We start from the raw sequence: 13,232 nt of genomic DNA, 5'->3' as shown, positions 1-13,232 counted from the left end.
TTTAATGTATAATGGTGGCTTTATCACAAACCAAGCTAGTTAATTATGAGTTTAGGCACAAACAGTGCTGACGCGTCGCCATTAAATGCTGCGCAAAGTAAGCAAAAGTACAACTTCAACAAACTTCAGAAACGACTTCGCCGCAATGTGGGTAAAGCCATTGGCGATTTCGGTATGATTGAAAACAACGACAAAGTAATGGTGTGTTTATCTGGCGGTAAAGACAGCTACACCATGCTAGATATTTTATTGTTTTTAAAGAAGATTGCGCCTATTCATTTTGATATCGTTGCGGTTAATCTTGACCAAAAGCAGCCTGGTTTCCCCGAACATATCTTGCCTGAATATCTAGAAAGCATTGGCGTTGACTACAAAATTGTAGAAGAAGACACCTACTCTATTGTTAAAGACAAAATTCCAGAGGGAAAGACAACATGCTCTCTCTGTTCTCGCTTGCGCCGTGGTATTTTGTACCGCACGGCAAAAGAGTTAGGTGCGACTAAAATTGCATTAGGTCATCACCGCGACGACATGCTAGAAACGTTTTTCCTCAATATGTTTCATGGTGGCAAGCTTAAGTCTATGCCGCCAAAGCTAGTCAGCGACAACGGTGAACACATCGTTATTCGTCCATTGGCGTACTGCACAGAAAAAGACATCGAGAAATATTCTCAGGCCGCTGAATTTCCGATTATTCCGTGTAACCTTTGTGGCTCACAAGAAAACCTACAGCGCCAAAACATAAAGGCTATGCTTCAAGACTGGAACCGTCGCTTCCCAGGTCGTATAGAGTCGATGTTCCGCGCGCTTCAAAACGTAGCGCCTTCACACTTAATCGACAGCAACCTTTATGATTTTAAAGCTATTGCTACACAAGAAGGCCCGGTAGAAGACGGTGATATCGGGTTCGATGAACCTTCTTTCACTACAGAAAATAGTACGGACTTCAGTGATGAAGATAATACTATTGAAGTAATAAACATTATGGAACCTAAGTAAATGAAAATTGGACTTGCGCTAGGTGCCGGTGCCGCAAGGGGCTGGACTCACATTGGCATAATTGAAGCATTAGAAAAACTCGGCGTAAAAATTGACGTTGTAGCGGGATGCTCTATTGGTGCCTATGTTGGTGCTGCCTACGCAAGTGGCAAGCTGGAAGGATTGAAAGAGTGGGCCTGTTCCCTTAGCGACTGGCAGGTACTTGCTCTTATGGGTGTAGGACTTAGACGCGGCGGCATTGCCAGCGGACAGAAGGTTTTCGACAAGCTAGCAAGCGAGTTTTGTGAATCGACTTATGAAGACATGCTTAAGCCGTTTGCGGCTGTGGCTACCGACCTTTATACCGGCCGTGAAGTAGTGTTTAACTCTGGTCCTATCGGAGACACCATTCAAGCATCCTGCGCTATTCCCGCACTTTTTGCGCCCGTAGCACATGGTGATCGTTGGTTGGTAGACGGTGCCGTTGTAAACCCTGTACCGGTGAACTTATGTCGCCAATTAGGGGCCGATTTTGTAATCGCGGTTAACCTTAACGCCGATTTTCGACCACTTCGTCTTGAAAAGTTGAGACAAGATCATGAAGAAAACCAGCGCAAAACCGAGGACTTTTTTACAAAGAGTCAAAACGTACTACGCCAATGGTTCTCCCCTGACAACAAAGAAGAAAAAGCCCTAGAGAAAAAAGATGAAAAAGACAGCGTCTCGGCTGGCAATGTTAAGACTGAAGAAGGCATTGCTTCTGATGTGATTGAAAAAGTGGAAGAAGAGTTGACCGAAGTCCCCGCTAAAGTGAACAAGCGAAACCCGCCTGGAATTATGAGCGTGATGAGCAGTTCACTTGAGATACTTCAAGCTCGCGTCACACGTTCACGTTTGGCTGGCGACCCGCCTGACATTCTTATTGAGCCTCAGCTTACCGACGTGGGTATTATGGAATTCCACAGAGCCGAAGAGCTATGCGCGAAGGGCGAAGAAACCATCGCGCGTTTAGCAGAGCAAATTAGGTATCAGCTTCTTACCTAATCCCAAATATGCATTTAGCTTGAAGCCATAGCGGTAACACGTAGCGGCGCATGAGGCAGTGTTAAGCCTTTTGCGTCGTTGATCCAATCTTGTTCTAGATGCAATACGCCGTTATTGATTTGCACACCTTGTGGTGTAATGAAATCTAAATTCTTGTCATCAAACTGAATCATCAAGCCCTTTACCGAAGGCATCATGAAAGACAAAAAGCTTCCCATTTCATTAAAGAAAGCTTCGTACTGACCATACAAAAACGTAAGGTCGTCTTTTGTGTAATACTGCTTAAGATATTCCGGCTTGGTTTCAAGTTGTACCGACATATCACACACGTTCGCGCGTTCGTTTAAATCGATGCGAACCAGTGCGTTGGCAAGTTTCAGGGCCTTTTCAGTAGGCACCGTGAATCGCCCTTCACCACTCACTTCTAAGGGCATTGTTTTCTTATCGGTTACGATAGACGCTCCGTTAACTTCACATAAACGCCCTTCGCCAACACGAACAAACCCGAATGCAAACTGAAGTGCTTGGGTATCTTCATTATCCAGCTTTTTAACATGGCTATAGAAACGGCTGTACTCAACATCTATCGTTTCAGCAGCAACGGAAGAACTGCCTACACCAATAAACAGAGATGAAGCAAAAAATAAAGCAGCGCGTATCATTCGGATAAAAACTCCTCGTTAAATAGGATCATAGTTTGAAGCTCTTCAACATAAGCGGCTCCTCGCTCAGAATAGTTCATTAGCCCTTCAGCTAACGCAACACCAGTAATAGGAATTTGGTTTGCACGCAGTCGACTGCGGATCTCTCTTAAATCCGCATACGCGTCGTGGCGGTTTAAATTTCGCATGTAGGTGTACGTTGCACGCGACAAACTGTCGAATTTGGCAACTTCATGAGATGCCCCATCGTTTCGACGGTTAGGAACAAAACCACACCCCTTAGAGAAACACCATAAACCAAAGAAGTTATAGCCCTTTCTTGCGAACCGGCTGGCGCCCCAAGCTGACTCATTCGCGGCTTGCACGAGCACGAGTTCGGCTGGTAGAACATCAATTTTTTGTAGTAAAGCTAGCAATTTTGATTTTAGCGGCTGCGTTGGCTTAACTCGATATTCCTCTTCTAACCATTCAAGCCTTGCCATATCTTCTTCAGAGAGCGTTTCGTTAGCTAACGCCTTTCTATATAAGGTTTGTACGTAATGTCTAAGCGTGAGTAGATACGCATTCTGCTTCTCTATTTCGGGGCGTAAATAGTTAAAAAACGCCTCTTTCTTCTCTTTTACATCTGTATAGGCAGAGAAGTTAGGCACTGGCTTTTTAGCTTCAACCGTTTGCGGTATATCTAAAATATCCGGTTCGTCCTCAGTAAAAATTATGGCGTTAATGACGATTACCGCCAATACGCCTAACGTAATAAGGACAATTTTAAAGGTTTCACGCTTATGCATCGAAGCTAGACTCATTCACATCGTTTTCAGATGCTTCCGTGCTTACTCCCTGCTCGCCAATCAGTTCCTGATAGAGCAAGCCCATCATACTAAAATAAAAAGGTAATACCCAAATAAGTGAAAAGCCCAGCGTTAATGGCACCGACACAAACAGTAAAAAGAACACACCAAATATGCTGGCAATTTGAGCCCAGTATGCATTAAATACGCGACACGACAGGATGATCGCACTAATTGGCGTTAACTTTCTGTCAGCAACCAACATAAGTGAAAAGGACGAGGCTAAATAAAAATAAACGCCGGGTATAATAAGCAACATCATACCTAGTTGAACAAGAATACTGTTTACTAGCTGAGTTAGCGCCAGCAAGAATATCAAGGGGAAAAACTGGAATACGGTAAATACTGAAGTTTTAGTGCCGCGGGCAACAAAAACGCCCATCATATACAACCCCGTCAACAGCGGGGCAACGATGCAGATTGCAACAATTTCTATGATAGACTGATGCTCGAATACATAGGTCCCATCGTCATTTATTGTGATGTACTGCTGAGCAAATACACCTAACACGACAAACGTCAAAAATAGAACAACACTTCCCTGCAGCAATGATGAAAAGTTTGCCTTTGTTAAACCGGCAGCGCGGCGCAATAGACCTTTGGTATCAAATTGATACTGTTTAGACAACGTATTGTTCAGGCGGTCTTGGTTTACGTCTTTCACACAACTCTCTTATCTTTTTGAAAAATCGGCGGGATTATACCAATTCACAAAAACAAATGCCTGTTTGTAAGGTAAACAAACGTTAACCTAGTACTAATTTCGCAGCTAAACCGACGAGTAGCACCCCCATCGCACGGTCTAACCAATACCCTTTTTTACCAATAAGCTCAGCTACTTTACTGGTGCTCAAAAGGTATGAAAGAAAACAGAACCACAGTCCAGTGGCTATAGCTAAATAGATACCGTAGCCAAGTTTCACTGTAAATGGGGTATCAATACTAATAATTGCAGTAAACAACGAGAGGAAAAATAGCGTTGCTTTTGGGTTTAGTCCATTTGTGAGAAAGCCCATCCAAACTGCGCGCTTTGCAGATATGTGGGATGTTTTCTTTTCAGCGTTAACTGCCTGGTCCTGCTTTACAGGCCCGCTTCTAAGCGCACCAAACGCAAGGTACAGTAAATAAGCTGCGGCGGCATAGCTAAATGTGGTGAATAACCATGGAGTAGTTGCAATAACCACACTAAGCCCCACTAACGAGTAAGCCACATGCAGTAATATAGCTAAGCCAATCCCTATACTGGTGTACATGGCGATACGTCTGCCATAGGCCACGCTGTTTCGAACAACCACCGCGAAATCTGGCCCTGGGCTAGCAACAGCCACAAGGTGTACCAACGCAATGGTAAGAAACTCATTCATATACTGCATGTTATGCGCCTCCTACAGCGCGTACTTTGACATTAATTGATCAACCCATTGTGGGACGATGTGAGAAGCAGGGCCTGTTAGCGATTCATCGAACAATGCATTAGTTACGCCCGGCTCCAAATTTGCCTCTATGGTGTGTGCGCCACTTTCTTTAGCGATCTGAACAAAACCCGCGGCAGGATAGACATTACCTGATGTGCCAATGGCAATAAACACATCAGCCTTTGAAAGCGCATCGTAAATCTCGTCCATGTACATGGGCATTTCACCAAACCACACGATATCCGGTCGTAAGGTTACTCTGTTGCAACACGGGCATTTAGTGGTGTGATCAAAACTATCACTCCAGTCAAAAGTCTGCTGGCTTATAGCGCAGCGCGCAGATAGCAGCTTGCCATGCATATGGTAAACAGACTGGCTTCCACCGCGCTCATGCAAGTCATCCACATTTTGAGTAACCAACATCAGGTTGCTACCGAACGCTTTCTCAAGTTTGGCCAGCGCCTCATGCGCTGCATTAGGATTCACGTCGTCTTGCTGTAACTGCGCACGTCGAGCGTTGTAAAAGCGATAAACTAAGCTAGGATTTTGTTCAAAAGCCTCTGGGGTGGCCACCTCTTCTACGCGATGATTTTCCCAAAGGCCGTCATTATCCCGAAATGTCTTTAATCCAGATTCAGCGGAAATACCCGCACCGGTAAGAATAACAATATTGGGTAGAGATTGATCAGATGGCATCAGGTTGTTCTTACTCTGTAGTTATAGCGCTAATTATACGATTAGCATGTTGTATATTTACTTAGTTAAAAGCCGCGACTCTTTACATACCTTTGACCACAGGATATTGAGTATCAGCGCCCCACTCTGACCAAGAGCCATCGTATACTGAAACCTGCGTTGCGCCGCACAATAATGCCGCCACTCCAATTATGCAGGCGGTAACGCCAGAACCACACGTACAAATAATGGGTTTGCGTAAATCGATATTAGCGCGGTCAAAAACAGGCTTAAGCTGCTCAACTGGCAAAAAATGCCCGCTTTTGAGTAAGGTGTCAAAAGGAATATTAAACGCACCAGGCATATGACCTGAACGTACTCCTTCACGAGGCTCTGACACTTCTCCTTTGAATCGCGGCGCGCTGCGCGCATCAACAAGTTGTGCTTCAGTATTTATTGCCTGAAGTACTGCACCGGAATTTGCGAACCAACCAGGCCTAGGTGTAGCTTGATAGGTTAATTTTCCGTATTGTTGTTGTTCTGAAACCGGCAGCGCTGCTTTTTCCCATGCAGGCTGTCCGCCATTTAATATATAAACATCTTGGTGGCCCAACGCTTTTAACATCCACCACACTCTTGGCGCAGAATATATTCCACGGGTATCGTATACCGTAATAGGTGTATTCGCTGTTATGCCCTGATTACCAAGATAAATAGCAAGGTCATTTGCAGAAGGCATACTGTGAGGGAGACCTGTAGTGTGATCGCTACCTTCACTATCTAAGTCAAAGTCGACTGACGCAGGTAAAACCATTGCCGTGCGCGTATCTGGTGTTTTTGAAACGGGGTCGTCCATTAACGCTCGTACAAGCGTTACCGGCTTTTGTTGCATTACATTGGCTAATTCACCAACTGAGAGCAATACCGATGCCATTACATTCTCCTAAAAGGCACCCACATCAGTGAGTGCCCTGTAATACCCCGATAAAACAAATCGGTACGTATTCAAACACATCACATAGTTAGCTAACCAACTAACCTATGTTGCGGATCTACTTAGCTAAGAGCTGCGATAGCCGCGTCGTAATTCGGCTCTTCTGTTGTTTCTGCAACTTGCTCTGTGTAGACCACTTTGCCTTCGGCATCGATAACCACTACTGAACGAGACAGCAGCCCAGTAAGCGGCGCTGATTCAAAGGTAACACCATAGTCATCACCAAAGCTTGAGCGGAAAGTCGAGCCTGTAAGTACATTTTCAATACCTTCAGCACCACAGAAACGACCCGCTGCAAACGGAAGATCTGCCGATACACAGATAACTGTAGTGTTATCCAATTTTGCCGCTTCTTCGTTGAATTTTCGGACAGACATTGCACATGTTCCCGTGTCGATAGAAGGGAAAATGTTTAATACCACATTTTTTCCTGCAAGCTCAGACAGTGTTACTTCACCCAAATCTGCTTTCACTAATGTAAAGTCTGGTGCAGATGTGCCTACTTCAGGAAGCTGACCCTTTGTCGTAACTGTATTGCCTTGAAAAGTAACTGATGCCATTCGCTTTCTCCGTGTTTTATTAATATGAAATAGTGGATGTAAAACAATACTTTCGCAAATAAAAGTGACGCTTTTTAAATGTTACTTTTAACCTGCGACTCTGCAAACGCAAGCTTATGCTGCAAATGCGGCTTACCTTTTAAATATTCCCGTCTAAACACACTGAAATAATGCGCTAAGGTTTGTGCCCCTTGCTTCTGCTGCGCAAGGTCTAAAACGCTAATACCAACTTCAGCAGTACAGTGTTGGAAATCATGGGTAGATTCGCGTAGTAAATAATCTGACGCTACGTCCATACTCACGCCCAACACAGGAAAGTCATGCAAGTAAGGGCTCTTCACGAACATTTTTTTTGCTTCACGCCACGTTCCATCCAAGAAAATAAATAGTAACTTTTTCCCAGTATTCAATGGTGGCGTATCAATACAACGTTCAGCTGCAGCATATTCGTGTGGAAATACCACGATAGGAAAATATTTTTCGTTACGAAGTAACGCCAATAGCGCCTCTTCTGGCTCGGTGCGCTTCCACAAAAATGCGTGGTTATCTTTAACCACATCCGCAATTAAACGACCAGTATTGGTAGGCTTATAATATTCGCCTTTGTACATCAAGAACAAAACCGCCACATCAGTGCCAGCCTCAGGCTTAAATTCACAAATACAGTTTTGCGTTGGTAGCAGACACGCGTCGCAGCGAACTACTTTACTCCCACGCGCGTGGAATGGACGTTCAGCACGAGATAACTCGTCTAAACGAAGTGACATAACAGAATTCAAGATAGTACGTCTTTGCCAAAATTTTTACGGATTTTACCATAGTAATTTGTGATAAAAGAGCGTAAATATCTTATCAATTTTTTGATTTAAAGTTTGTAAAATTGGGAGTAGATAAATGGTGCGGGGCCGAAGTTAAAAAACAAACCTAACCGATTGATTTGATAATTTATTTTAAAGTTAACCGACCATTTATAGCACCAAATGTAGCACCAATTAACTTGCTTAGCCTCATATAATTGAGGTATCGCTGGTGGTTATAAAAAATAAACTATATATAGCGAAACGATATTATTTTTCTTCAAGTTCTTTCGAGCTTTCATTCGGTCCCGTCTCTATAACAGCGATACTTTCTGCTTGCTCCAATATTTTTGTCGCGTCCTCTGCTGAATAACCTTCTAGCCAAACACTGGTACCTTCTTTCGTTCTGATATTGATACGCCTATTTTTCTTATAACGAACCCACGCCAAACACGCCACTGCCAGTGCTCCAAAGCCGCCGTGTAATATAATCTCTATGGTTAATCCGGAGGCCATTACGCTTTCAGATAGATGAAATACTTTGCTATGTTTGAGCTGCGCTTCGTCTAACGCTTCACAAAACGATTCAGAAGAACCTTTAAACGCGGTTACCCGTAATTTTTCCATTAATTTGCTTCCTATTTGTCGTAGTTTTTGGAATGCCTGTTATCACTTTGCCACATCACTTGTAGATCTTCTCTGGCGTATTCCACTAGCAGCTTATGAGCTTCTATGCATTCATTAAGCTGGTGGCATATATAGGAAGATGGACTATAGTATTCCTCACCAACACTCGGATCTGTGCAGTCGGGGTCAAGAAGCTCTAAATCAATTCTAGCTCGCCTCCTTTCCTCCGCTTTTAGGTACCTGTCTATTGCGCTTAGCACTTCCTTATCAAGAAACAGCGTACCGATAGTTTTTACTTCATTTTCAAGCTTTGCATTTGAAGACTTAATCATCTTCTCTTTTTCACTAACCAGCGTTTTCAATGATTGCGGCCTATCACTTTCGCTAGGCTTTAAGCTGTTCTCAATGAATTTAAGTGCTTCAAGAATTGTTTCAAAAATTTCTAATACGTTCGAGTAAAACTCTTTCTTAATTTCCCACCTTTTCTGCGCTACCCACACGTCAGACATTATGTGCTGTTCGGTACTTTTCACCACAGTAGTTGTCTCATGCAGCTGTAATTTTAAGTCCTCTAGGTTTTCCTTTGTAGCCAGGTCACTAGCCTTTTTTTTGATATAAGTTAATAAATACGCTGCAATGAGCCCATGCACCAATACTACTAACCCGTAGCCCCACTCAGTCATATCTTTACACCTTTCATCAAAAGCATATTTCGGCCCTTATAAATTTGCACTATCGTTTCTAAATTTGCACTTTACTTTAAGCGTTAATCAAAAGTGCAAACACAATATACAACTGATAAATATACAGTTATTTATATAATTTGCACTATTTGCACTTTTTGCAGTAGAAATATGCCTATCTAACCCCGTGCCCCTTAACCTTTTGCTTTCACGCGAAGAGAAGCCCGATTGTACACACTGTATTTTGGTCTTGCTGTATTGGGTATGAACAGCCATAACGAGGTAAAACCCAGTTACCCTTTGAGTAAAATTTATAAATTAGGTCTGGTATACAATACCTTAGTGCAAACGTTCAATTTAACGGTGCAATGTGCCCACCATTAAATTGAACCAAAGCATATAAATCGAACTAAGTATGAATTTACATATCATTTAAACCAATGATTTTAATGAAGTTATCTCAATTAAAATATAACCCCCCTCTGAAATTTTCTATAGCTGTTAAAGATACGCGGTTCCGTGTGCCGTACAACCCCCCCTTTCCAAAAGGACCCGTGAAAAAGCATAGGCAAATAGCATTGTGAAGTGAGTTCGTTGGCAAAGGTTATGGTGGTGGGTGTACACCATTGCACCTCACTCGTGTGAAGTCTGTTTAGAAGTCTTTACAACTGAAAGCGCGTTGTGCCCCGTTGCGCAGGGTAGAAGGGACGAACCCCTGACCTAGTAAAATAGAGTGCAAAAAGTGCAAATAGTGCAAACAGGAGTTGTAACCCTATGTTTATAAATACATATTTAGCATTTGCACTACTGCAAACGGTTATAAACAAAGTGCAAATAGGTACTGCATAGTGCAAATTTAATAAGATAAATGGTGTGTTATAGGTGCTTACAGAGAAAGAAATGAGCAGTTGGAGCAATGCACTTAGGTAGTTAATTGCATGTAACAATACTAAACCTGTATATCTAAACAGGCTTAGTATATTAAGCATCATCCATTGACATATACACATAATCAGGCTGACTTAGCGTGTTCAGCATCGTGTTGATCACTATCGCTTAAAGTCATTCTGTCTACAGCCTCAAAGAGTGAGGAAGCCTTGAACTTAATTACCTGTTGAGACTTACCACCAGCATTGGGTAGAGCTTCAGAGGTGTTAAGCTTCTTACGTTCTAGCTCTGAAGGTCTGAGTAAAGAAACGCTCAAATCTCTAAGCAGTCGAGCGGCCCTCTTCCCGTCAAAGCCTTTACACATAACATCCATAAATATGTCTTTGTACACGTAATACATATGGTCTGTAGTAGCGGCTTTGTCAGGGTGCCTAATAGTAATTTGCTCTCTATAGCCCCACATTTCTAATTTAGAAGGTACATGCTCATCAATGACCATAGGGTCTTTTGCCCCTCTTCTATCCCACCGTTTAAAGTGCTTTTCACCATAAAGCTTTATTTGCTTCGCCAGGTGATTAAGAAGCTGTATCTCTTCCACGTTCCCAGTACCACCCCGAATATCTACCCACATTCTGAACAAGGATATAGCCGATTGAATAGAATGGCCCTCGCTCCATCCAGTAATGCCAAAAGTTGAAGCAAGCTCACCAGCTAAGCCCACCAGCGCAAATTTCTGAAAGGCCCTTACTGCTTGTCCACCAGCATCATTACCAAGCACACGTTCTCTATAAGTTGCAATCTCTGCATGATGCACTTTGATTAGTTCGCCTAAGTCGGTACTGGTTAACTGCTTAATAAATTCTAAGAACGGTTCACCGTGGTACTTTTCACACGCCTTGTTTAAGTGGTCAGACAATGCAGCACCGTTAATAAAGTTATGTGTATCGGTGTATATGCCATTACGCTTTTTAAGTGCTTCGTCTTCGTGCTGTGAAGCTGGCAGAGAAAGAAAACGCATATGAACACCACCATTAACTGATTTGCCAATGCTGCCTAAGTAGTCATCAATAGTCTTTTCACCGTTTGACAAAAACGCCAGGTTCCAACGTTGTGTTTTCTTCTTAGCATAGTCAGGGCCAGAGCGGTTCTTTCCTTTACCGTTACCAACCATGTATATGATCCCCTCAATAGTAAGAGGGTTAGCTTCGTTCAGCTCATCGAGCGCCAATAGCATGTCTGAGTGCAGAGCTGCGGTATCTTCTAAAGCGTTATCAGTGGTACGCCATGAACCTTTAAATTCACTAGGCTTGCCATACACAGAGCAAGCAACATTCATTAACGTGGACTTACCTAACGAACTGTCACCGTAGAAGTGAAAGCCTACATTCTCAGAAAGCCCCATTAAGCTAACTAGGGGGCCAGTAAAGGCCAGAGACACAGCAATAGTAAGTAAGGGATTTCCTTCGCAATATGACGCTATTTCACGTTGCCAATCTGATATTGAGCCAGCGGCCTTTAATTTACAATCACGGGCGTTTTCGTTGTCGTAGAGAAGCGGTGACTCTGTTTCGCCTATCGTTTGGTCCGGCAAAATGAAAGCGTTCTTGTGCCAACCCAATTTCTTAACTAACCCTACTCTATTGGTTATGTCAGGACAGTTAAGGTAATCAATGAGTTTTCCTTTCTCTTGCGAGCGTGGCTCTATATGAAGCCCTTCGGAAAGCAATTGTTTTCTAATGTCTGAACCACCGTCAGTAGCAAACAGGCGCTTAGGAATATTTAAGCGCTTCTCTTGACCGTCATAGTCTTTAAAGCGCACAAGTACACCCCAATCTTGACCAGAGCCACCAGCATCACGGGTTAAGGCTAACAGTTCTAAAGGGGCACATATTCGCTTATATTTCTCATTGCCTTTGTCATCAGACTTGTAAAATGCTTCTACACCGTTATCCGTTAATTTAAAGCCTTGAGGCACGTTAGCCTTAATATCGCTAGGGGCGTGTGTAACCGCCTCTTTTATGAATAGTTCACCACTTTTCTTTAACGCTTCTAAGTGTGTAGCGCCCCATCCTAGCTCAATAGCGTCTGCGGCATCCGCTTTATCGGGCCACGTGCAACCTTCACCAAATAAAGGGCCACCTTCGCTTTCAGAAAGAGGGGTTTTAGCTAAGCTGTCTAAATCAATAATTCGAATGCTTGCTGCATCTAGTGAAGTGAGTAAGTTCTTAAGCTCTTTGGCGCACTTAATGCCGGCATTATCATTATCAGGCCATATGATTACATTACGCTTAGCCAACGGTGTGAAATCGGCCTTACTGATAGACTTAGAGCCATTAGGCCACGTCATACAAACACAGCTAGGGAGCAATGCTTTTGCCGCGTCTGCGGCCTTCTCACCCTCTGTAAGAACTACTGTGGCTTTAGGGCGCTTGGCTAGGTCGTGTAATCCGTACAATGGGCGGTTTATTTTTGGCATAGACCATCGCCATTTGATTTCACCAGTATCACGGTTTCTATATAAGGCTAACGGTGCAAATACTTTTTCTTTTTTGCCGTCTATCTGTTTATCAAAACGCAGTACTTTAAGAATGAGCTGGTTGTTAGCGTCCCTGTATTCCCATGTAAAAGTAGGTAAGCCGTGCTTTAGGTGTTTTTTAAAGCAACGTTTAACAAATTCGGGCGGTACAGGCGTTACGCGTAACCATTCCTCACTATTCCTACGGGTATTTGTGGCGCTTTTGTTTGTCTTTGTTGCAACTCTATTACCATAGTTGAGTAAGTCGCTAAGCTCTTTATAGGCTTCGCCTTGAGGCTTGTTTGTAACATATGCCACCAGTGATATTATGTCTTGTCCGCTGTCCTCGTCAGAGCCTGCAAAATCCTTCCATACACCCTTTACGGTATTAATACTAAAAGATCCGATATTGTTGTCGGGTCTTCTGGGATTTAATGGTTTGTACTCGTGGCCTTCATGATTACCTCCAGGTAAGTAATAATTTAATACGCTATCGATATTGCTTAACGCATACTCATTTAAGCCTTTAAAATCTAACGTACCCAT

Annotated in this window: 13 protein-coding genes; 2 read left to right on the top strand and 11 right to left on the bottom strand. The window is 43.2% G+C overall.

Annotated features, from left to right (window positions below):
* Positions 1 to 45: 45 nt before the first annotated feature.
* Both ttcA and MHN09_RS11110 read left to right on the top strand, forming a co-directional pair.
* The gene (gene ttcA / locus MHN09_RS11115; protein ID WP_014949598.1) at positions 46 to 999 is read left to right on the top strand and encodes a tRNA 2-thiocytidine(32) synthetase TtcA; all 954 of its coding nucleotides are present in this window, start codon (positions 46 to 48) and stop codon (positions 997 to 999) included.
* Complete coding sequence (locus MHN09_RS11110; protein ID WP_014979378.1) at positions 1,000 to 2,022, top strand: patatin-like phospholipase family protein; 1,023 nt, start codon at positions 1,000 to 1,002, stop codon at positions 2,020 to 2,022.
* A gap of 14 nt (positions 2,023 to 2,036) precedes the next feature.
* Here MHN09_RS11110 and MHN09_RS11105 read toward each other — a convergent pair whose 3' ends face one another.
* The 11 genes from MHN09_RS11105 to MHN09_RS11055 form a co-directional block, all read right to left on the bottom strand.
* Complete coding sequence (locus MHN09_RS11105; RefSeq protein ID WP_014976627.1) at positions 2,037 to 2,684, bottom strand: DUF2987 domain-containing protein; 648 nt, start codon at positions 2,682 to 2,684, stop codon at positions 2,037 to 2,039.
* Entirely contained in the window at positions 2,681 to 3,472 is a 792-nt protein-coding gene (locus MHN09_RS11100) for a glucosaminidase domain-containing protein (RefSeq protein WP_239240711.1), read from the bottom strand. Before MHN09_RS11100 ends, MHN09_RS11105 begins: the two co-directional genes overlap by 4 nt.
* Entirely contained in the window at positions 3,465 to 4,196 is a 732-nt protein-coding gene (locus tag MHN09_RS11095) for a stress protein (RefSeq protein ID WP_014949602.1), read from the bottom strand. The genes MHN09_RS11100 and MHN09_RS11095 overlap by 8 nt, the downstream gene beginning before the upstream one ends.
* A gap of 82 nt (positions 4,197 to 4,278) precedes the next feature.
* Entirely contained in the window at positions 4,279 to 4,905 is a 627-nt protein-coding gene (locus MHN09_RS11090) for a LysE family transporter (protein WP_014949603.1), read from the bottom strand.
* A 12-nt stretch (positions 4,906 to 4,917) separates the two neighbouring features.
* On the bottom strand, positions 4,918 to 5,643 hold the full coding sequence (gene cobB / locus MHN09_RS11085; RefSeq protein ID WP_239240709.1) for a Sir2 family NAD+-dependent deacetylase: 726 nt from the start codon (positions 5,641 to 5,643) through the stop codon (positions 4,918 to 4,920).
* A gap of 82 nt (positions 5,644 to 5,725) precedes the next feature.
* Positions 5,726 to 6,556 carry a sulfurtransferase gene (locus MHN09_RS11080; RefSeq protein ID WP_239240707.1) on the bottom strand — a complete coding sequence of 277 codons (831 nt, stop codon included), beginning with the start codon at positions 6,554 to 6,556 and terminating at the stop codon, positions 5,726 to 5,728.
* A 122-nt stretch (positions 6,557 to 6,678) separates the two neighbouring features.
* Positions 6,679 to 7,176 carry a thiol peroxidase gene (tpx, locus tag MHN09_RS11075; RefSeq protein ID WP_014949606.1) on the bottom strand — a complete coding sequence of 166 codons (498 nt, stop codon included), beginning with the start codon at positions 7,174 to 7,176 and terminating at the stop codon, positions 6,679 to 6,681.
* Between the two features lie 74 nt (positions 7,177 to 7,250).
* A complete protein-coding gene (locus MHN09_RS11070) occupies positions 7,251 to 7,943 on the bottom strand; it encodes a DTW domain-containing protein (protein WP_239240738.1) in 693 nt (230 codons plus the stop codon).
* Between the two features lie 300 nt (positions 7,944 to 8,243).
* Positions 8,244 to 8,600: a hypothetical protein gene (locus MHN09_RS11065; RefSeq protein ID WP_239240705.1), complete on the bottom strand. Its 357-nt coding sequence runs from the start codon at positions 8,598 to 8,600 to the stop codon at positions 8,244 to 8,246.
* Between the two features lie 11 nt (positions 8,601 to 8,611).
* Positions 8,612 to 9,283 (bottom strand): hypothetical protein, encoded by a 672-nt coding sequence (locus MHN09_RS11060; protein WP_196897030.1) that lies wholly within the window; start codon positions 9,281 to 9,283, stop codon positions 8,612 to 8,614.
* A gap of 1,012 nt (positions 9,284 to 10,295) precedes the next feature.
* The gene (locus tag MHN09_RS11055) at positions 10,296 to 13,232 is read right to left on the bottom strand and encodes a DUF927 domain-containing protein (RefSeq protein ID WP_239240703.1); all 2,937 of its coding nucleotides are present in this window, start codon (positions 13,230 to 13,232) and stop codon (positions 10,296 to 10,298) included.

The organism is Alteromonas sp. MmMcT2-5 (genome assembly GCF_022348315.1).
GTDB lineage: Bacteria > Pseudomonadota > Gammaproteobacteria > Enterobacterales > Alteromonadaceae > Alteromonas > Alteromonas macleodii.
This window is presented reverse-complemented; position numbering and strand designations above follow the sequence as displayed.